At 29.9% G+C, this 22,042-nt stretch carries 19 protein-coding genes and 1 riboswitch; of the genes, 11 read left to right on the top strand and 8 right to left on the bottom strand.

Translation table 11 applies throughout. The annotated features are described in order from the left end of the window. Positions 1-83: 83 nt before the first annotated feature. Positions 84-1,655, top strand: a complete 1,572-nt coding sequence (locus LGK95_RS08615) for a PucR family transcriptional regulator (protein WP_226124129.1) — start codon at positions 84-86, stop codon at positions 1,653-1,655. Between the two features lie 97 nt (positions 1,656-1,752). After that, complete coding sequence (locus tag LGK95_RS08610) at positions 1,753-2,079, top strand: hypothetical protein (protein WP_226124127.1); 327 nt, start codon at positions 1,753-1,755, stop codon at positions 2,077-2,079. A gap of 49 nt (positions 2,080-2,128) precedes the next feature. Here the strand turns inward: LGK95_RS08610 and LGK95_RS08605 are convergent, their stop codons facing one another. Next, a complete protein-coding gene (locus LGK95_RS08605; RefSeq protein WP_226124125.1) occupies positions 2,129-2,365 on the bottom strand; it encodes a DUF2922 domain-containing protein in 237 nt (78 codons plus the stop codon). Between the two features lie 66 nt (positions 2,366-2,431). Beyond that, positions 2,432-2,656, bottom strand: coding sequence for a DUF1659 domain-containing protein (locus LGK95_RS08600; RefSeq protein WP_226124124.1), 225 nt, complete (start codon positions 2,654-2,656; stop codon positions 2,432-2,434). 143 nt (positions 2,657-2,799) lie between these two features. On the opposite strand from LGK95_RS08600, the gene LGK95_RS08595 reads away from it, so the two are divergent. Beyond that, on the top strand, positions 2,800-3,138 hold the full coding sequence (locus LGK95_RS08595; protein ID WP_226124122.1) for a fibronectin type III domain-containing protein: 339 nt from the start codon (positions 2,800-2,802) through the stop codon (positions 3,136-3,138). 108 nt (positions 3,139-3,246) lie between these two features. Here the strand turns inward: LGK95_RS08595 and LGK95_RS08590 are convergent, their stop codons facing one another. Beyond that, positions 3,247-3,921, bottom strand: coding sequence for a Crp/Fnr family transcriptional regulator (locus tag LGK95_RS08590; RefSeq protein WP_226124120.1), 675 nt, complete (start codon positions 3,919-3,921; stop codon positions 3,247-3,249). A gap of 150 nt (positions 3,922-4,071) precedes the next feature. Between LGK95_RS08590 and LGK95_RS08585 the strand changes: the two genes are divergently transcribed. After that, positions 4,072-5,550 carry a DHA2 family efflux MFS transporter permease subunit gene (locus LGK95_RS08585; RefSeq protein ID WP_226124118.1) on the top strand — a complete coding sequence of 493 codons (1,479 nt, stop codon included), beginning with the start codon at positions 4,072-4,074 and terminating at the stop codon, positions 5,548-5,550. Between the two features lie 45 nt (positions 5,551-5,595). Continuing rightward, positions 5,596-6,810: a macrolide family glycosyltransferase gene (locus LGK95_RS08580; protein ID WP_226124116.1), complete on the top strand. Its 1,215-nt coding sequence runs from the start codon at positions 5,596-5,598 to the stop codon at positions 6,808-6,810. A 30-nt stretch (positions 6,811-6,840) separates the two neighbouring features. On the opposite strand, the gene LGK95_RS08575 is transcribed toward LGK95_RS08580, so the two are convergent. The 3 genes from LGK95_RS08575 to LGK95_RS08565 form a co-directional block, all read right to left on the bottom strand. Continuing rightward, positions 6,841-8,430, bottom strand: a complete 1,590-nt coding sequence (locus LGK95_RS08575; protein ID WP_226124114.1) for a nitrite/sulfite reductase — start codon at positions 8,428-8,430, stop codon at positions 6,841-6,843. A gap of 239 nt (positions 8,431-8,669) precedes the next feature. Beyond that, complete coding sequence (locus LGK95_RS08570; protein ID WP_226124112.1) at positions 8,670-10,799, bottom strand: S8 family peptidase; 2,130 nt, start codon at positions 10,797-10,799, stop codon at positions 8,670-8,672. A 50-nt stretch (positions 10,800-10,849) separates the two neighbouring features. Further along, positions 10,850-11,209: a hypothetical protein gene (locus tag LGK95_RS08565; protein ID WP_226124110.1), complete on the bottom strand. Its 360-nt coding sequence runs from the start codon at positions 11,207-11,209 to the stop codon at positions 10,850-10,852. A 262-nt stretch (positions 11,210-11,471) separates the two neighbouring features. On the opposite strand from LGK95_RS08565, the gene LGK95_RS08560 reads away from it, so the two are divergent. The 4 genes from LGK95_RS08560 to LGK95_RS08545 all read left to right on the top strand — a co-directional run bounded on the left by LGK95_RS08560 (position 11,472) and on the right by LGK95_RS08545 (position 16,312). Next, positions 11,472-12,032 (top strand): VanZ family protein, encoded by a 561-nt coding sequence (locus LGK95_RS08560; RefSeq protein WP_226124108.1) that lies wholly within the window; start codon positions 11,472-11,474, stop codon positions 12,030-12,032. Between the two features lie 457 nt (positions 12,033-12,489). Continuing rightward, the gene (locus LGK95_RS08555) at positions 12,490-13,917 is read left to right on the top strand and encodes an aspartate ammonia-lyase (protein ID WP_226124106.1); all 1,428 of its coding nucleotides are present in this window, start codon (positions 12,490-12,492) and stop codon (positions 13,915-13,917) included. A 132-nt stretch (positions 13,918-14,049) separates the two neighbouring features. Next, the gene (locus tag LGK95_RS08550) at positions 14,050-15,330 is read left to right on the top strand and encodes a dicarboxylate/amino acid:cation symporter (protein WP_226124104.1); all 1,281 of its coding nucleotides are present in this window, start codon (positions 14,050-14,052) and stop codon (positions 15,328-15,330) included. A 94-nt stretch (positions 15,331-15,424) separates the two neighbouring features. Further along, positions 15,425-16,312 carry a MurR/RpiR family transcriptional regulator gene (locus tag LGK95_RS08545; RefSeq protein ID WP_226124102.1) on the top strand — a complete coding sequence of 296 codons (888 nt, stop codon included), beginning with the start codon at positions 15,425-15,427 and terminating at the stop codon, positions 16,310-16,312. Between the two features lie 148 nt (positions 16,313-16,460). Here the strand turns inward: LGK95_RS08545 and LGK95_RS08540 are convergent, their stop codons facing one another. After that, on the bottom strand, positions 16,461-17,921 hold the full coding sequence (locus tag LGK95_RS08540; RefSeq protein ID WP_226124100.1) for a sensor histidine kinase: 1,461 nt from the start codon (positions 17,919-17,921) through the stop codon (positions 16,461-16,463). 333 nt (positions 17,922-18,254) lie between these two features. Further along, entirely contained in the window at positions 18,255-18,866 is a 612-nt protein-coding gene (locus tag LGK95_RS08535; protein ID WP_226124098.1) for an ice-binding family protein, read from the bottom strand. A gap of 619 nt (positions 18,867-19,485) precedes the next feature. On the opposite strand from LGK95_RS08535, the gene LGK95_RS08530 reads away from it, so the two are divergent. Both LGK95_RS08530 and LGK95_RS08525 read left to right on the top strand, forming a co-directional pair. Beyond that, positions 19,486-20,775, top strand: coding sequence for a helix-turn-helix domain-containing protein (locus tag LGK95_RS08530; protein ID WP_226124096.1), 1,290 nt, complete (start codon positions 19,486-19,488; stop codon positions 20,773-20,775). A gap of 285 nt (positions 20,776-21,060) precedes the next feature. Beyond that, positions 21,061-21,756: a response regulator transcription factor gene (locus LGK95_RS08525; RefSeq protein WP_226124094.1), complete on the top strand. Its 696-nt coding sequence runs from the start codon at positions 21,061-21,063 to the stop codon at positions 21,754-21,756. A 162-nt stretch (positions 21,757-21,918) separates the two neighbouring features. Then, a riboswitch (ZMP/ZTP riboswitch) is annotated at positions 21,919-22,000 on the top strand. Positions 22,001-22,042 lie beyond the last annotated feature (42 nt).

Raw genomic sequence — 22,042 nt, 5'->3', positions numbered from 1 at the left:
CCTTAATTTAATATGTTAGTAACACATGAAAATCAATGTGATTATTGTGCATGATGCACTATAATAGTATTGAGGTGAATACCATGAGTGTTAGTTTTAACAGCATTTGCAAGCAATTTTCAGAAGACTCAATTAATATCCATATAGGTGGTGAAATTAACACTTTATTCAATGATGCAAAATTACTTGCTAGTAATCAGCATACTTTTGTTAAAGACACAATTTATGTTGGAAAGACTTCCACTTTTCAAGAATTGATAAATAACTTTAAAGAAAATACCTTTGTGTTAACAAATGATAATGGAATGTACTGTAAAGATTTTACTTCTAATGGACTTAATATAATTGAATTAAAAAGTACAGAAGATATCTTTGAGATATTTAATATGACAAGTGATTTATTTATAGAGGATACTATAGAAAAGCAAAATACTTCTTTATTATTAAAATCGGGTTTATCCGGAAAAGGGATTGATGGAATAATTCAAGTTGCAGCTTCTATACTAAATAATCCATTGATTTTTATCGACTCTAACTATAAAATACTTGCCCATTCAGATATTAAATACATTACAGACCCATTATGGTTAGAAAACTTAAAAAATAATCACTGCACCTATGATTTTATAGCAGGAGTAAAAAAATTAAAAAGTGTGCAAAAATCAATTAAAGAAGATAATGTCTTTGAAGTAAAGTGTACTGACAACCCCACATTAAAGCTTGTTTCAAGAGTTGTTACTGATGGAAAACATATTGGTAGCATAATATTGCTAGTAAGTAGAAAAGCTTATACTTTAGAAGACAAGGAGCTATTATCACTTACAAGCACAATTATTGGTGAGGAAATGAAAAAGAATAATTTTCATAGAAATACTGATAATTTGGCTTTTTCAGAATTGATTTATGATGTTCTTGAGTCCAAGATTATTAGCAGTAAAGTGTTAAATGAATATATAAAGAGCTCTGATATAATATTAAGCAAAAGATTTGCTACACTTGCCATAGATATTTCAAAATATAAATCCGCAAAAAAATATACCAGCTATTTAACTGATAATTTGAGCTTATATTTTTCTACCAGCAATACTGTGTACTATAAGGATAATATTATCATTATTTGTGATTATGATAAATTTAATGTGAAATCAAAGGTTTTTGAGGACTTCAAAAATTTTTTAAAGAATAATGGACTTAAGGCTGGATTAAGCAAGGATTTTTCGGATATCTTATATTTTAAAAAATATTATCAACAATCTATAAGAGCATTAGAAATTGGAAAAATAATTGATCCTGAAAATCCATATACTTTTTATTCTGATATTCAATTTTACGATTTGGTTTCTTTAACATGTAAAAAAATTGATTACTTGGAGTTTTATCATCCAGCACTAATTAAATTAAGGCAATATGACCGTGAAAACAATTCGGATTTATTCAATACACTTTATATATATTTAAAAAATAACCAACACTTACTAAAAACCGCAAGCGAACTATTTATTCACAGAAATACAATGAGCTATAGGATTAAAAAGATTTTTAATTTAGTAAATATTGATCTCTCCTGTAGTGAAACTGTTTTTAATCTTATGCTTTCTTACAAATTGATGGCTTATCCTAAATTATTCAATAATAACGAATCTGAAATCAAATAACAAATTATAAGATGCCAATTTTTATAGATTAATTATTGAAAAACAAAAAAAGGTATGGTATTATAAATATACTATATTTATGAGGAAGTGTAATTTGATGGAAGTTAATACAAGGCAGAATACAAAATTGTTTAATTATAAAATAGATGATAAGGTTTATGTATATAAAAAGAAAGAATATGAGAAAAGTGATTTTACATTAGACGAAGACTTCATTGGTACAATTGTTGAGTTTAAACAGCAAATATGGGATGACTTCTTTGAAGATGAGTATGTTGGTTATACCGCTATAATTGAGCTGAAGAATGGTAAAAGAATGTGTATTAAAGATGAAGAAAACAGACCGTTTTTCAAAAAATACTCATTTATCTTATTGAAAGACTTAAAAAAGATACTAGAAAAGGCAAATAGAAAATTATGCTAAAATCATTGTTCTATACGAAAAAAAGTGCCCCTTACGAGGCACTTTTTTTCTAAGCTACAGCAACTATATTAGTATCAGTAGTAACTACTTTAGCATCTTTCTTGCCAATTATAGCACCATTTGTAGATATAAATATATTCTTTGCGATTACTAAATCCATAAGAGCAACTACCTCTTCTTCTGTTACAATAGCATCTCCATTTTCATCGGATTTGATGTCATCTACAGTTAAAGTAAAATACTTACCCTCTGTATTTGTTAAAAATCTCATAACTAAATTATGCATATTATTCGTCCCCCTTTTAATTGATTAATTCTAGTCTTTGATCCAAACTAATAAACTAAGCAGTGATTAAGCATTAACTAAGCTGAACTGATCTTGTCTGTCTAGACCGAATAATGGATAAGTTTTCATGTCTGAGATAGCTTGCCCTATTGCAAATATATCCTCATCCAATGCAGAAACTTTTAAATTACCTAGTACTTTTGTTGCGTATTTGTCATTGCCACTAGTGTCTACTCCTACCTTCATTGTAAGTTTTAATGCACTTGATACTTTTGTTGATATAACTGCCATGCTAATCACTCCTTTTTTGTTTTCACTAAATATATATGATAGTACTGGATTTTGTGCGGAGTTTATTTAGCAAAATTTAAAAGGTAGTAACTACAGGACTTACAACAAATAAGACTTACTACTATAAAGTTCGTGCATACAGGATGGTTGGAACTGTTAAAGTTTATAGTTATCTATCATCAATAGCAAGTTCAAAACCAGTGCCATCTTCACCTACAAAGGTTAAGGCTATACGAGCTAGTTCTAAAAGTATTAAACTTACTTGGAGCACTGCATCCGGAGCAAATGGTTATGAAGTATTTAAATCTACTTCAATTAATGGAACCTATAACTTGCTATGGAGAACGGAATCCTTGTATTGTACAAATTCACGTTTAACAGCTGGAAGAACTTATTACTATAAAGTAAGGTCATACAGAACTGTTGGAAATACAAGAGTATACAGCGACAAATGGAGTGCAGTAGTCTATGCAAAGGCATAGAGTATAGACTGAATGAGCCAGGAAAGTGAACAAATTAAAAGCAGCATTGTTATTTAACAATGCTGCTTTATTTGTTCCCAATGCTTTCATAGTATTTCTAATAATCTATTAATCAGAATAGGTTAATGATTCCATATCGATTATTGTTATAGAATGAGCATTATATTCTATTAAACCATCCCTTCTCATTTTATTTAATTCACGAGAAAGAGAAGGTCTTTGTATTCCAAACTTTTCAGCAAGTTCCTTTTTAGTAAACTCTAATTTCACTGTTTTACTGCTTTGAGAGTAACTTTCATATATTAAAAAATCAATTATGCACTGTCTTATAGTTTTCATGGATAATGCTTTAATTTTATCTGTTAATATTAAAGTTTTGTCTGATATTGACTGAAGAAAATTATTCAAAAAATTTATATCAACTTGGCAAAGTTTCAAAGTTAAATCTTTCTTTATATGAAGAATAATAGCATCAGTTTTTGCAATAATTGTCATAGGATAAAAATTCTTGTGAGAAAAGAGCAAATTTCCACCTATAACATCACCAATGGTAAAATCACTAATAGTTAATACATTGCCTTTTGAATCAATACCTTGAACTACTATAGTTCCTTTTAAAATTATATCAAAGGTTGTACATTTTTCATTTTGAAGATATATCATAAAGTTCTTCTTATAGTTTTTAATTTCATATAAATCTTTGGTGAATAGGTAATCTAAATCTGTAAAAGTAAGGCCTTTAAATAAATCAACTTTTTTTAGTAAGGGTATATAGTTTAACATATAATAATTAACTCCCTTTCAAATTAGTAACTATGGTAACTGATTTATATTCTAGATTTAATTATAATGCAAGTAGAGATATTTTGAAAGGGGACAATATTGTGATAGAAAAAAATAAATTCATATCAGATGAAAAGGGGTGAAATTTAATTGCATGAGAATAATCAATCAGTGTCATATAAATGGTTCGCTCTTGGGGCAATAGTTATAGGTACATTCATGGCTGCACTTGATACCAGTATAGTAAATATTGCCATAGCTAAAATGATGGCAGTATTTAACGTATCATTAGATGATATAAAGTGGGTTTTAACTGCCTATACGCTTACTTTAGGGGCCATTATTCCTCTTACTGGGTTTCTAGAGGGAAAATTAGGAAGTAAAAAATTATACATTTATTCATTAGCTATATTTACATTAGGATCTTTACTTTGTGGTTTTGCATGGAGTAATACAACTATGATACTATTCCGGATAATACAAGCGATTGGCGGCGGAATGATTATCCCTGTAAGTATATCTATTATATTACAAATGTTCCCTTCCAAAAATCGTGGAATGGCCTTAGGAGTTTGGGGAATAGCAACTATGGCAGCTCCTGCCATAGGACCTACCTTTGGTGGGTACATTATTGAAAGGCTAGATTGGAGATTAATTTTTATCGTTAATGTTCCAATAGGGGTTATAGCAGTGATTTTGTCAGCAATTTTATTAAAAGAAGTTCCTCATAAACCTGCAAAAAAACTTGATTATATTGGTTTTATATCCTCAACAGTTGGGATTGTAAGCATTTTATATATTTTAGGCAAAGGAACTATAGATTGGAGAGATATAAAGAATATTCTTTTCATAACATTAGGAGTTTTTAGCTTGATATTGTTTGTTATAAATGAACTAACTATTTCAGAGCCTTTGCTAGAGCTCAGATTATTAAAGAGATTTGATTTTTCTCTTTCTTTACTTTCTCTATGCTTTTTAGCTGCGGCATATATGGGGGGAGTATATGTAGTACCTTTATTTTTACAAAATATTAAGGGATATACAGCCTTACAAACTGGGATGATTCTTTTACCATCTGCAATTATGACTGGAATCATGATGCTTATAAGTGGAAAACTTGCTGATAAGATAAGTGCAAAAATTATAATGTTTCCGGGTTTGATTATATTGGCTTTGTCATCATACAAATTATCACAAATCAACTTAAATACATCTGTGGAGATGATTACTTGGCTTTTAATACTCCGCGGACTTGGATTTGGACTTACCATGATGCCCATAACGCATGCAGGCATGAATGCTGTACCACAAAATTTAGTACCACAAGGATCAGCTATTCAAAATACTGTTAAGCAAATAGCAATCGCTATTGGCATAAACCTAATGACAACTACTATTACAAATAAGACGAAATTAAATTATCATAGGCTTGCAGAACAAGTAACACCTTTGAAGCAATCCACTACGGATTTTTTAAAGGTAGGCTTGCTTCAAAAACAGGCATATACAGATGCCATAGATTTTGCATTATCATTATGTATGGTATTTGTATTAATAGCTTTAATATTAACTTTGCTAATGAAAGATAAAAAGCATACATCGGTATCAACTACAGATAAACAACTATAAGGAACAAATGACACATTAATAGTACAGTGTAAAGGAAGGATAAAAATGTCAGAAATATTATTTATAAATATGTTAGGTGATGGTCACGTTAATCCCACCTTAGGACTAGTTAAAGAATTAATAAAAAGAGGGGAGCAAGTTACTTATTTGGCAGGAGAGGAATTTAGAGAGAAGATAGAAAAAACAGGAGCTAAATTTAGAGGCTATAAAACTTCTTTAAACATCAATAGTTTAGCCAATATAAATCATAGATCGGAAAATATTCAGTTCTTATTGGATTTGAGAATGGAAAGTTTTAAAGAAATAGCTAGGGCTGTATTTAATGAAAAGGAAAAGTTTAATTGTATTATTTATGATTCAGCATTTATGTTAGGGGAAAAAATAGGAAAAGTGTTTAATATACCAACAGTTTGTTCTATTACTACATTTGCAACGAACAGTAATATTAAAATAAATAAAATATCTTCACACGAGCTGGAGTTGTTTATGCGTAATTCAAATTATATGAATATTATAAAGGAAATAGAAGAAGATTATCCAATAAAGTTTCCGAATATTTCAAATATGTTTAAGGTTAAAGGAATGATTAACATTGTTTATACATCTAGATATTTTCAACCTAATGTTGAAGAATTTGATGAAAGCTATAAGTTTATTGGCCCATCAATAATAGATAGAAAGGAAAATATAAGTTTTCCTTTTGAAAAACTTCAAAATAAAAAAGTTATTTATATAGCTTGGGGTAGTATATTTAATAATTGTGTTGAATTTTATAGAAACTGTTTTACAGCTTTTGAAGATATGGATGTGCAGGTTGTTATGTCTATAGGTAGCAAATTAGATATTCACGTATTTAAATATATACCTAAAAATTTTATCGTTCGTAATTATATTCCTCAACTTGAAGTTTTAAAATATAGTGATGTTTTTATTACTCATGGAGGTATGAATAGTACAAATGAATGTCTTTATTATAATATCCCATTAATTCTTATTCCACAATCTGTTGATCAACCACTTGTTGCCAGTAGGGTAGCAAACTTGGGTGCAGGTATTATTATTGAAAAAGATAAAGTTACTTCGGAGTTGTTGAAAGAATCAGTAATCAAGGTACTTTCAGATAAAAATTTTAAGCTAAACAGTGAGAAAATTGGAGAATCGCTAAGAGAAGCTGGGGGATATAAAAAATGTGTTGATGAGATATTTAAATTACTTGACAGCCAAAAGTTTATGAAACATAGGATTATCCATCATGAGTAAATCCATGATGGAAGTTTTAATTTTCTTTACTTACATATTTTCTTTGAACGTTTCTACTCCAACCCGATTTACGAACTGGTTAAAAGTTTCTTCAATATTTCTGTTGTTCTTGAAAAATAATATTAATGATCTAAGTGTTTCAGCTACATCTGATGACTTCACTCTACACTTAAGATTCTCACTAAACTTAGCATTTGGTCCTAAAGTTCCACCAAGAAAAATATCGAAGGCTTCAACAAGGCCTGCTGAAGTTTTAATAAGTGCACCTTGTAAATTAATATCTCCTATCTGTTTTTGTCCACATGCGTTTGGACAACCTGTAAAGTGAATTCGTATTGGTGTATCTAATTCTATTTTTTTATCTAAATAACAACAAACATCTCTAGCTATCTTTTTTGTTTCAACAATTGCAAAGTTGCAGAATTCTTTACCTGTACATGCAACTGAATGCCCGATAAATGGGCTTGGTACTGGTGAAAAGTTTTTAAGTATTGGTTCATTTAATATAGATGGAACAAGTTCATTTGTAACCCCTGAAATGATAAGGTTTTGAGACAAGGTTGTGCGAAGGTTACTGTCTCCATATTTTTCTGAAATTCTTGCAAGTTCAAAAAAATGATCTGCATTGAGTTCTCCAAAAGGAACATTAATGCCGATGTAGTTTTTATCTAATTGCTTTTGCTTATGAACCCCATAAAAATATGCTGCGTTCCAGTTTGCGAGCTTATCTTCACCTAAGCCTTCCATGGCACCAATTATTTCTAGTAGTTTTTCCTGGAATTTATCTTCGCCCCAGTCTTCAATTAGGAATTTTAATCTAGCATGGTTACGCTTTTCTCTATACCCATAATCTCTAAAGATCGTAGCAACGCCTATAGCAACTTTAAGCACATCCTCAGGTAACGCAAAAATGTTTAGCCTCTTAGCTAAATGTGGAGTTGTTGAGAGCCCACCACCTACCCATAAATGAAAGCCGATTTTCTCTTCTCCATTTATATTTTTAACGGCTGGGGTAAATGCTAGATCATTTATCTCTGCATGAGCTGCATTGAATATATTTGAGGATATTGATATTTTAAATTTGCGTGGAAAATTTGAAAAATCACGATTAAATAGAAAAAATTCATTTAAGTTATTAATAAGTTCAGTTGTATCCATAAGTTCATCTTTATCAATTCCAGCAAGTGGATTTCCTACAATAGTCCTTGTACAGTCCCCACAAGCTTCGGTAGAACTTAGGCCCACTACTTTTAATCTGTTAAAAATATCAGGTAAGTTTTCAACGCAAATCCAATGAAATTGTATTGCACCTCTTGTGGTTATGTTTATTAGGCCTCGTCCATAATCTTTTGAGATTTTAGCTAATGTTTTTACTTGCTCTAAGGTTAAAATTCCGGTATTTCGTACTCGAAGCATGAAGTGACCATCTTTAGGACGTTGCTGATAAACACCAGCCCATTTAAATCGATCCATATCATCTTTAGTTATGGAATCATATCCTTGATTAGAATATTTATCTAATATGGTTTCAATTACATCGAGACCATCCTTTTCAAGTTTCATAATTTCAATAGCATTTAATTTGCTTTTATCCCTATCAACATTTAGGTTATAAGACATTTTGAACCCTCCATCTTAAGTTATTTTTGATGATTACATTATAAATGATTAAGTTTAAATAAGATGTGATTATAATCACCATTAATATACTAATCTCATAACACAAGAGAGGGTAGAGCTTATGAGTGTTGGCTTATATTGGCTGGGGGCAAATGATTACATTGAACAAATTAAAAGCAGCATTGTTATTTTAACAATGCTGCTTTATTTGTTCTATCTACTTTTATAGTATTTCTATTTTAATGTTGTGCTGCATTTGCAGCTTTTGAAGAATTTAATCTTCCATAACCGTATTTTGTATCATATCCTATTTTATCTAGGTCAGTGCTTGATTTATGAAGAATATCCTTTGCTTTTACTGGAGTTATTTTAGAATTAATAGAGTATAGAAGTCCAGCTACAGCAGAAACATGAGGAGCTGACATAGAGGTTCCACTCAAATATGCTACTTGACCATTTGAGAGCAAACTAGGAATTGAAACTCCTGGTGCAACAATATCTAGTCCGCTTCCCCAATTTGAAAAACTTGCTAACTGATCTTTGTTGTTTGTAGCACCTACATTTACAACATAGTTTGAATTTGCTGGGTAAGAAAGGTTTCCCTTTGATTCATTTCCAGCGGCTGCAACAACTGTTACACCTTTATCATAAGCATATTTAAGTTGTGTTTCAATTTGAGGCACATCTGTTGGAGCTACTGGAGAACCATCACTTTTTCTAATGCCTAGACTTAGGTTTATAACTTTTGCACCATTATCTACTGCATATTTTATTCCCTTTGCTACATTTTCTTGAGTACCTGATCCGTTACTGTCTAATACCTTTACAGGTAATATATTTGTTGCGTTATTAACACCGGCAATTGAATATCCATTATTGTTTTCTGCAGCAATTATCCCTGAAACATGTGTACCATGATTATTGTCATCCATTGCGTCACTATCATTATTTACAAAATCATGACCATCTTTAACTTGTACTACATCCTTTAAATCCGCTAATTCATAATTTACGCCTGTATCAACAACCGCAATTAATGTTTTAGGGATAGATTTAGTATTAAGAAATTTGTTAAGACCTTTATAATCTATATCTGCGGATTTCTTACCTGCAACATCTAATGGGCCATTAGTGGTGTTAGTAGGAACTTTTTGCATATCATTTTGTAAATTCCACTGGCTTTGATATTGTATATCGGAGCTTAAAGCACTTATAGAAATGTTAGAAGAAACATTTTTAAATTCGGAGCCTTTTTTAATTGCATTTATTATTTTGTCTTTATCTGAGCAACCATCAATATTTACAACATAACTTTTATCAATTTTTACTTTTGTATCTTCTACAGTTCTTGCACTAACACTACAATTTAATCCTTCGGCTCTTAGCAAGCCCTTAATGTTTGCATTAATCTCGTCGATTGTTAAAGTATCTTTAGTATCCACTAATATTTCACACTTTGAACTTTCTAGATTTGAAATACCAGAGTCGCCCATAAACTTAACTAGATTTAAGCCTACATATTCTTTCATATTTATAGTTGTCCATATTTTATCAATTCTGCTCTTTAAGTCGCCATCGACCTTTGACGATACTAATTTGTATATATTAAATATTGCGTTATAATCGCTTTTAGTTAATATATAATTACTTGTACCTGTTTTAGAAGTTGTGTTTAATTCTTTTAATAAGTTGGAAATTTTAAGTATTTCCCATGTGATGTTATTTCTAAAGCTTTTATCAAATACAACATCATCTAATATGGAACTAGAAGCCGAATAGTATACATTGGTTATCTCTTTTCCCAAAGCGGAGTCCTTTAACACTTTATCTCTAAAATTTCTTAGAGTTGGTAGTAGAGCTAAAACCATTTTATTTGTTTTTGCTAAAGCCTCTGAAGAACAAAAAGAATCTTTAGTAGTTGGCATGCTAGGTGGATTTATTTCTGGTGTCGATGATAACGTCATGCTTCCACTGCTGGCAGCTCTAACCTTTACATAATAGGGTCCTACCCAGGCAATAGGATAAGATATGTATGAACTTTTATTTGTATAATCACTGTGTGTTTTATTCGTGCTTGCGGTATTTAGACTATTATAAATACTTTCATAATAGCTTATCCCCTTAACTTCAAATTTAATATGAGTTTTTGTATTAACTATTTTTGAAGGATCGACTTTAAACCACAATTCTTCGCCACTTTTAACTGTTTTTGTGTAACTTTTACCAGGTGTTAAGCTAATAGCAGTGGCCGGTGTATCAGGTGCTAGGGTAGCCAGTGAAGTAGCAAACACATAAAAACCAGTATTTTGTAATAGTAAAAAAACTAATGCTAGGCTTGTACACATTAATCTTAAATATTTTTTTTCCATTATATAATCTCCCTTGTATCTATTAAATATTTTTAACTACGGTTCATAATTTAATTTTGAATTTTAAATATGTAATTTTGTTGAACATGCTTAAAACGTTTAGATTTTGTAAGCATCTTTATAATTTCATCATTATTTAATGTTGTATTTAGTGTTCCAACAAAATTGTTAGCGAGGGTTACTACTTCATCACTAGATTTTCGGACATCCACTTTTATTTTTGGATCTGATCCTTCTAAACTATCAATTATTATTTCTTCTACTTCATTTATAGTCATTTCACTTTTAGTTACTATTATAATTTGTAAATTAACTGACTTTTTACTACTTACTTTAATTCCAACAATAATTACTAGAACAACTAGCAGAATTATAAAAATAACAGAAAAGACCCATCTATAGTTCTTCATTATTTAAATTAGTGATATAACAGTTAGTATATTCTGTATTCATAGTCACTAATAATTCACCTCTTTTCTCCAAAATAAATAAATTTATGTAATTATTTACATTAATAAAATATACACATTATACTATAATATAACACAAATGAGAATATATACGCAAATACGGAGAGTAATATAAACACAATAATAATATTAAGATAAAAAGATGAAATAAAGATTATAAGATGTTATAATATATGTTATTACAAAAATGGATGGTGTTATATTGAAAAAAATAGGATTTGTATTATGCTTGTTATCCCTTGGATTTATATTCTATAATTCTTCTAGACCTGGTTCAACATCAAATTTAAGAAGTTATGGAATTGTTCAGTCGATAAGAAACGATAAGCATAAATTAGAGGGAAAAACTAATAAAACTAATACAGCTAATACAGCTAATACAGCTAATACAGCTAATAAAGCTAATAAAGCTAAAGTAAAGTCGGGGGTACTACCCACAAGTAAAAGAGATGAAAAAATAAATTTAATAATCAGAAAAAATGCTCATGCAATTGAGTATTGTATATTAGCGGTGACTGTTGCAAATTTATTGTTCTTACTTGGGCTTAAGGGAAAGAATGCATTAACTGCTATAATGTTTGCATGTTTATTATTTGCAGTAACAGATGAATTCCACCAAAAGTTTGTTCTAGGTAGGACCTCATTAGTAAGTGACGTATTAATAGACTTCGCAGGATCTTTAATAGGCCTAGGATTGTTTTATCTAGTATATTATAAGATATATGAAAAACGCTTAATTAAGAAAATAAATCATAACATTTAGGCACTCGAAAGAGTGTTTTTTTTTATTTTTTAAAATATTATTAAATATTATAAATATGATTTGATAACAGATGAATTCATGCATTGTGTTAATGCCTGCCTATAAATATGTAACAAGGCGTTAACTTCTAGTCGTGTCCTAGTAACCTTGGGGCATTTATTTTTTTATGCAGATTATCTGGGGGGAGATGAAATGTAATACACGTTTAAAAGAATTCCTGCGGTATTTGTAATATTCATAATATTACAAATATTTAGTTTCATCTGTGGTAAATCAAAAATAAAAGTCAGTCGTTTTTGCCTTGAAGTGGCTCATATAAAGGGAATACGGCGGAAAATATTAATTTTTATTTAGTTGCATTATTTATTTATAACACTATAAAAGATAATTATGAATTTGACAATACTTGATTTAGATGTTATTGTTTGTATATTATAACAAATAAGGGGGAATTATTATGAATGAAAACATGCAAAAATATAGAATGGAAAGCGATTCCGTTGGATCTAAGAAGGTACCTATAGAAGCATATTACGGAGTTCAATCACTAAGAGCAGCAGAAAACTTCAATATTACAGGTAGAAGAATGCACAGGGACCTAATAATTAGCCTTGCCCAAGTAAAAAAAGCAACAGCTAATGCAAATAATGAAGCTGGATTAATGAATAAAGAAATCAGAGATGCTATAGTGCAAGCATGTGATGAAATAATATCCGGTAAATTACATGATGAATTTATAATTGATCCCATCCAAGGTGGAGCAGGTACATCAGGTAATATGAATGCGAATGAAGTAATTGCTAATAGAGCAAATGAAATATTGGGCGGTAAATTGGGTGCATATGATAAAGTTCATCCAAATGATCATGTAAATATGGGACAATCTACAAATGATGTATTCCCAACAGCAGGTAAGATGGCAGCTCTAAAACTTATGCCAAGAACCTTAGAGGAGTTAAGAAAACTTGACGATGTATTTATTGAAAAGTCTAAAGAATTCGATGATGTTATTAAAATGGGAAGAACTCAAATGCAAGATGCCGTACCTATTAGATTAGGCCAGGAATTCCATGCATATAGCTCAGTAATAAAAAGAAATATTGATAGGATTGAAAAAGCTAGTGCAGGTTTAAAGAGTGTAAACATGGGCGCATCTGCCATAGGAACAGGAATAAACGTGGATACAGAATACTTTAAAAAAATCGTACCAGCAATTAATGAAGTTATTAATCTAGATTTGCATCAAGCAGAAGATCTAGTAGATGGAACACAGAATTTAGATATTTTTGTAGATGTTTCATCAGCTCTTAAAACTTGTGCGGTAAGTTTATCTAAGATATCAAATGACTTAAGATTAATGTCTTCAGGTCCAAGAACAGGCTTTGGAGAAATCAATCTTCCAGCAAAACAAAATGGATCTTCAATAATGCCAGGAAAGATAAACCCTGTAATTCCAGAAGTTATGAGTCAAGTATCTTTCAATATTATAGGAAATGATGTTACGATAACAATGGCTGCAGAAGCTGGACAATTAGAATTAAATGCATTTGAACCTGTTATATTCTATAACTTGTATGAATCAATAGAAACACTAGCTAATGGAGTTAATACCCTTAGAGAAAATTGTGTTAAAGGTATTACAGCTAACAGAAAAAGATGTAAATACTTGGTGGATAATAGTGTAGGAATAATTACAGCCATAGTACCTCATGTAGGATATAAGGCAGCTGCGAAAATTGCGGATAAAGCTATTGCAACAGGTGAACCGATAAGTGAACTATTACTTAAGGAGAAAATTTTAACAAAATTACAACTTAATGAAATACTAGATACAATAGCAATGACTGAACCAGGAATAGCAGCAAAACATTTAATGGCTATATAAATTATTTCATCTGAAGAATAAGAAAACGGTTACTAATTATATTACTAAGCTGAATTTAGTTGAAAATATAGTATTAAGCTGGTTGTGACATTGCGCAACCAGCTAATAAAATATATTAAGGAGGAATTTTGAATGCATAAAAAAAAGATAAGTTTGACAACTAAGATCCTTGGTGCTCTGGTATTAGGAGCAATAACTGGAATTATTGTTTTCCAATTTCCAGATGGAGTTGTCAAGAATACTATTTTAATAAATGGAGTTTTCCAATTAGTAGGTCAGGTTTTTTTAAGAGGAATAATGATGCTTGTAGTTCCACTCGTATTTATTTCCTTAGCAAATGGTGCGGCCAGTATGGGAGATATAAAGAAACTTGGTAGGGTTGGGGGCAAGACTGTAGCTTTCTATCTATCAACTACAGCAATTGCGGTTGCTATTGCACTAGCTTTAGGCTATTTTATAAAACCAGGAGCAGGTTTAAATTTAACAGTTGCAAAAGCAGTAAAAACTGTAGTTGTTGCTAAAACCCCAGTGGTACAAACGTTATATGAAATGGTACCAAGTAATCCAATTTTAGCTATGTCTCAAGGAAATATGCTTCAAATTATTGTACTTGCTGTATTAACTGGTATAGGGTTATCTTTATTAGGTAAAAAAGGTCAGCCTTTAATTGATTTACTTGAAAATCTAAACGATCTTATAATGAAATTAGTAGAAATCGTTATGACATTTGCACCTATAGGTGTATTCGGACTTATAGCTAAGACCTTTGCCACTGTAGGGTTTGTAGCCATGATGCCTTTAATGAAATATATCCTTACAATATATCTTGGTCTAATACTTATTTCAATACTAGGATATGCAAGTCTTCTAAAAGGTTTCACTGGGTTATCTATAAGGAAATTTTACAAAAAATTCTTTCCAGTTATGTCTGTAGCTTTTTCAACAGCTAGTAGTAATGCTACGGTACCAGTAAATATGGATGTATGTGAAAAGGAATTAGGAGTTTCAAAGGGAATTGCTGCTTTCACTATTCCATTAGGTGCAACAGTTAATATGAATGGTACTGCTATTATGCAAGGGGTAGCAACATTCTTCGTAGCTCAAGCATATGGAATTCCTGTTACAATAAGTATGATGTTAACAGTAGTTCTAACTTCAACTATCGCTTCTGTAGGTACGGCTGGAGTTCCTGGTGCTTCCATTATAATGCTTTCTATGGTATTCCAAGCTGTAGGTCTTCCTTTAGAAGGGATTGGAATTATAATGGGTGTAGATAGATTGGTAGATATGGGCAGAACAGTTGTCAATATTACTGGAGATGCTATTTGCACCGTTATAATAGCTAAGCAAGAAAAAGAATTAAATGTTGATGTGTTTAATGATGAGAAAAAAGATTTAACTAAAAGTGCATAAACTACAATTCAATTATAGAAGCTATCATTCCTTATTTTCTAAGGAATGATAGCTTGAATTGGAATTGAGATTAGCATAGAAAGGATTGAGTTGATTGGAAAATAATAAACAAGATTTGATGAGGTGTATTCAAAACAAGTTTCACCGTTTAAGTAAGGGTCAAAAACGGATAGCTGAATATATTCTAAAACACTATGATAAAGCAGCGTTTTTGACAGCAGATAAATTAGGTAATAGTGTAGGAGTAAGTGAATCAACTGTTGTAAGATTTGCAAGTGAGCTAGGATTTAGTGGTTATCCTAAACTACAAAAATCTCTTCAGGAATTAATTAAAAATAAATTAACTACTGTGCAAAGAATTGAATTATCTAATGACTTTATGACCCAAGAAAGTGCACTAAAAGGTGTATTAAGAGCTGATATGGAAAATATTAGAGCAACTCTAGAGAAAATAAATCATCAAACTTTTGAGGATGTAGTTAATTCATTATTTAAAGCTAGAAAAATATATATAATTGGACTTAGAGGATCATCAGCACTCGCAGAATTTTTAGCTTTTTATTTAAATCTTATTTTAGATAATGTTAAGGTAGTTGCCTACGGTGTTAGTGATATATTCGAGCAGATGCTTAATATAGATGAACAAGACATGTTAATTGGAATAGGATTTCCTAGGTATGCTACAAGAACAGTTGAAGCTCTAGCCTTCGCCAGAAGCAAAAAGGCCAACATTGTAGCAATTACGGATAGTTTATTATCTCCATTAGCGACGAATGCTAACTATACATTAATAGCACAAAGTAATATAACTTCCTTTGTTGATTCGTTAGTAGCGCCACTTAGTGTAATAAATGCATTAATCATAGCTGTGGGATTAAGAGAAAAAGAAAAAATATCAAAAACATTTTCTACATTGGAGGACATATGGGAGGAATACAACGTTTATTCTTTAAAAGATAGGGATGAAAAATATCCGGTTTAGCGTTCATATTTTAAACTGTTTTATGGTATCTATATCAAATTTATTGTTAAATCAGTAATAGGCAAAGAATATAAATCTTCTTTGCCTATTACTGATTTTAATCACAAAACAAGATATATGAGACAGACATTTTTGCTTATAATTACAGTTAATAAACATCTGAAAATTCTTCTTTGATTTTTTCCTTTCCATTTCTCATTACATTATCAAATTGTATATTTTCTTGAAGTACCTTTTTTGAAGGGAATTTAACTGTAAACTTACTGCCTATCCCAATTTCACTTTCAACATTTATACTACCACCAGCCATTTCTATAATTGACTTAACTAGGCTTAATCCAACACCTGTACCTTCTGCATTTCTTGATAGCGATTTGTCTACCTGGTTGAATTTATCAAATATCGTATCCAGATACTTATGTTCAATTCCAATACCAGTATCCTGCACAGATACTTCAACGTATTCGATTTCATCTTTAACATCTACAAATATTTCATCACCCTTATTCGAAAATTTTATTGCATTTGATATAAGATTTAATACTATTTTATCTATCTTTTCTGGGTCACAAGCAATAATTTTTTCTTCTATATCTGTATCAAAAATAATATGCAATCCTTTACTTTCAGTAAAATCAGTTACAGACATCACCATGTCTTCTACAACTTCCACTATGTTGTTATTTGATAAGTTTAATTTAAAGAATCCTGCTTCAATTTTTGATAAATCGACTATGTTATTAATAAGTTTAGATAATCTATATGAATTTCGCTTAATTGAGTCTATATGTTTAACAGTTAAATTCTTCTTTTCATCCAATAACCCACCATCACAATACACATCTAATAACTGAGCGGCTGCCAATATAACATTTAATGGTGTTTTAAATTCATGAGATATATTTGCAATATACTCTTCTTGTAAACTAAGCAACTTTTGTAAATCTTCATTTATTTCATTCTTTTTTTTAATTTGTTGATGCATACCACTCCAAATATGACTTATAAATATATAATTGCATGCAATAAGAATAATACCTAAAAAAATCAATAAATGTTGATGAATTGTTTGAGTATTGGCAACCACTTTACGTGAGTTATTTATTTTTGAATCAATTTCATTTATCAATTCTTTATCAGCTGCACTGAATTTATCAACTAGATTTTCACCTTTATTTAAGTCCAATTTTGATTCGGATAATTTACCATTATTGATTAACACAATTTGCTGTTTAAAATAAGTTTGAATTAATAGCATCTCATTATTGAGTTGATTAGTAGTATCGGCGTCTATTCCGATAGCTCTTAGGTTATCTATAGACTCAGAATACCCTTGCATTTTTTTACTCCCCAAATAATAGGCATCTAAAAAAGCTCTATCTTTTGAAATTATATAAGCTCTGATACCTGTTTGTTGATTAATTACTGATGTTAAAATCTCTATTGAAAGCATTTTTGCTGGAAGCATTTCATTAGAAATAAAATCTGATTCTTTACGTACCTTATACATATTATAAACACTAAAGAATATTATAATTAATGAGAAACAAGCCATTGAAAGACATCCCAATACTACAGCTTGTCTACTTATATTTTTATTTTTATTCATAATAATTATCCTCTCTTGTTAGGGAATTTTACTGTAAATTAATTGCAATAATTTAGAATCAATAATTGCAGTAAATAAATAATTATAAACTTTCTTATTCGCAGAAATCATTATTCGCAAAATTTGGTAACACATAATACTAGTTTATATTATACTACCACAGTATATTGCATTTTAGTATGTTTTTAGTTCCCCATAAGATGACATTATTTTATAAAGAATATAAGCCTACTAGACACATGATAATTAATTTTAGGTAGTGGAAACTACTTAAAATATCATAGCTCTAATAGGCTCATAATAGTGTTATGGATATGAAATTTATTTTTTGAATTAATTTGTGATGGTATTGCTGTCTAGCGTAACAGCACCATTTCGTGCTAGTAGTTGTCCTCGAACAGTCGCACCAGTATTCACTGTGATGGATGTCAAAGCGAAGATTCGTCCAACAAAATGAGAATATGTTTCGAGTGTTGCAGAACTTCCCACCCTCCAAATTACATTATCTGGATTAGCTCCGTTGATAAGCTTAACATTACTCCCTGTTGCCGTAATGAGAGTGGATGCAGTATTAAATATAAAGTAAGCATTTGGATCTCCCTTAGCATCGAGTGTAAGGGTACCTGTTATTCCAAATGTTCCAGAGCTTGAATCATATTTGCCGTGAGTCAAAGTCTTTCCACCAAGCTCAGTTGGTATACACGTAGCAGGAATACTTGCGTCACCACCATTATATGAGGTTACAAGATCTGTTTTAGCTTTATTTGAAACAGCATCAGCAAGATGTGCATTTCCATTCAATAATAAGCTAGACTGTCCAGTAAGCGCTGTACCAGGGAACAGTCCGACATCTCCGTTGATTACGGTCTTTCCAGTATTAGTTATTGTTGTGCCCGCTAAAACTGCAAACTTCTGGTTGGCAATTACTCTCCGTTGGTTTGCCATGGTCACTGTAGGTGATTGAAACATAGCAAATGTTGCTAGTGTTGTTAGTAGTGATATAAATCTCATCTTATTAATTGTTTTCATAAATTAATCAATCCTTTCTTAGTAAGTATTTTGATAAATTTAAAAAATCATCTCTATTGAAAGTTATACCTTAATCCTGTTAATAATAAATACAACCACCTCTTTCCATTTAAATTTAGACATTTTACCAACATTTCACCAACATTACTTATAAATTCATGCTAAGTGCTAAGGCAGTTATAAAAACACTTTTTCAGTCGCTCTAATTTAAAAATATATAATAAATATGCTTTTAAATTAGAGTATTTGACTATATTATGGTAAAATTGGTAAACGTGTATTTCTTAAAATCTAGATATATGAATGTATAACGTTTTTTAGATTGGCAACGCTATACTAGATAGGGTTTATAAGTGATGTTGGTTCTCTTTTTATCTGAAAATTTCAAATAATTAAAATACAAGTATGTAGATAAAATTAGTACTTAGCACTTATACCTTTATATTACATCTAAAAAAATATTAAAGCAACACTAATTGTGTTAAAATTGTTGCATATATAATAAATATATTTAACATTGATTGGAGCCAATAAAATGAAATTTTTAACTAAGGGAGAAAAACTTAAATCGACAAGAAAATATTTAAAAATGAAGCAAGAGGATTTAACTGATGAAAACCTTACCAGGGGCCTTATTAGTATGATTGAAATAGGAAAAAGAGAACTAAGCAACAAGGTGGCTTTAAAACTTGTTGAAAAATTTGAACAAAGAGCGAAAGAACTCCATATTGAATTAAAAATAGATAATGGTTTTTTATTACGTTCTCCTAGTGAAGATGCGGAATTATATTGTATGGAAAAACTTGAACAAATAAAACAAGATAAAGATATTAAAGAAATTCTTGAAATAGCTAATAAGTTTAATTTACTAAATGTTAAAGCCTTGGGATATAGTAGACTGGGTGACTATTGCTCTAATAAAAAAAATTACGATGAAGCTTTTATTAATTATATATATGCTATAGACATTTTTAAAAATCTTAAACAAAATGAAACAATACCTTATATTTATTTTAAAATAGGATATTGTAAAGCTAAAGCACTACAGTATGCAGAAGCTTTATCATTTTTTTACCTATCTCAAAGATATTCAATAATGTATAACGATAAAAAAACAGAAAAAAGATCTATATATGACATAGCTAAATGCTATATGAAATTAAACAAAATAAACCTAGCCCTTGAAAACATTGAAAAATTCTTAATCCTATGTAACAAAGAAGAAGACTATAATAGTTACATTTATGCAAATATTCTTAAAGCAAACTGCTTTGAGGCTCGGGAAGAATTTAATACTGCTATAGATATATATGATTCTCTGCTAATTGAAAATATAGATTGTAATAATCCTGTATTAGGATATATTTATAATAATTTAGGGTTAGCTTATTTAGACAAAAATGATTTTAATAATAGTTTGGAATATTTTAATAAAGCTGAACAACTAAGAATTAAGATAAATTCAGCAAATATTTGTCATACTATCATAGAGAAATCAAGTGTTTTTATTAAGCAAGGGTTTTATAATGATGCTATTACATATATAGAATCAGGATTGAAACTAGCTGAGGATAATATGGATTATGAGTATTTAATAAAGGGAAATTACGAACTTGTGCGTATATATGAAATATTAAATGATGTTTTAAATTTAAAGAAAACTTATTTAAATATTGCTGATTTTTTAAAAATAATAAATAAATATAGTGAATTAGTTTCAGTGTATACCAAGTTATCAATTATATATTTGAATGAAAACAATGTTGAAGATGCTAAAGAATATTTATTAATGTCACTAAAACAGATGCAAAATGTTGCATTATAGGTTATAATGTATAAAAATATAGGTGGTGTTTAATATAAAAAACAAATTGATAAAAACATTAAGTTTATGTATGTCTTGTTTAACATTAACCTTATTATTGAATGGAGTTATGCAAAGAAAAATTTCAAATACACTAAAACCAAGTCAGGTACATATAATCATTAGCCCTAATTGTGAGGATGCCCCTTGGTGATATTGAAAACCTTTTAATAAGTTTTTGCAGAGTATTATCGCAAGCAAACCCGTTCATAAAAAATATTATCTTAAAATAATAGGGGGACTAAGTTGGCTAATGAAAAAATACTAATAGTTGATGATGAAGAACACATAAGGGAACTTTTAAAATATAATCTTGAAAAGAACAGTTACAAATGCATCACTGCTGCAAATGGCTTTGAAGCTCTGAAAATAGCTAAGGACCAAAGACCAAGACTGGTTTTACTAGATTTGATGCTACCTGAAATGGATGGATATGAAGTTTGCAAGGAAATCAAAAAAAATAACCAAATTTCATCGACTCCTATAATAATTCTTTCAGCAAAAAATGAGGTATTTGATAAAATTCTGGGGCTTGAACTTGGTGCGGACGACTACATTACCAAACCTTTTTCAATTGCAGAAGTACTTGTAAGAGTTAAAGCAATACTTAGAAGGACTAGATTGGAATCGGTACAGAGGTCCTATACTTTTCGTAATTTAACTATAGATTTTGAAGAACATATAGTATCTAAAGGTGATGAAAAGATAGAACTTACTCTTAAGGAATTTAAACTATTTGAGATGCTTATAAAAAATAAAGGAAGATTAATGACGAGAGAATTGCTTTTAAATGAAATTTGGGGTTTTGAATTTGAAGGAATAAGTAGAACTGTAGATGTCCATATTAGACATTTAAGGCAAAAAATCGAAGATGATGATAAGAACCCTAAGTTTATTGAGACCATAAGAGGCAAAGGATACAGATTTAAAAATGATGAATAAACGTTTCATATAAATCTTTTATTTTCGCATCAAGTCTATTTTTGTATTGTAAAATATTAATTTTCATTTTGAAAACAGAATATGTTTAAAATACTTAAAGAATTTAATTTTTTAAGTTTGACATAAATATCAATCTACTCTATAATTTAATAAAAATGAATAATATAATTATGTAACTGGCGGAAATGGTGTTTACCATAGGGAGCATAATTAAAGAAAGATATCGACCGCCTGGGTAAAAATAAATTTTATCCAGGCGGTTTTTTATATTTAATTATTTAGGAGG

The organism is Clostridium algoriphilum, from assembly GCF_020443705.1.
Taxonomy (GTDB): domain Bacteria; phylum Bacillota; class Clostridia; order Clostridiales; family Clostridiaceae; genus Clostridium_AD; species Clostridium_AD algoriphilum.
The sequence above is the reverse complement of the archived record's forward strand: the minus strand, read 5'-3'. Positions and strand labels throughout refer to the sequence as shown.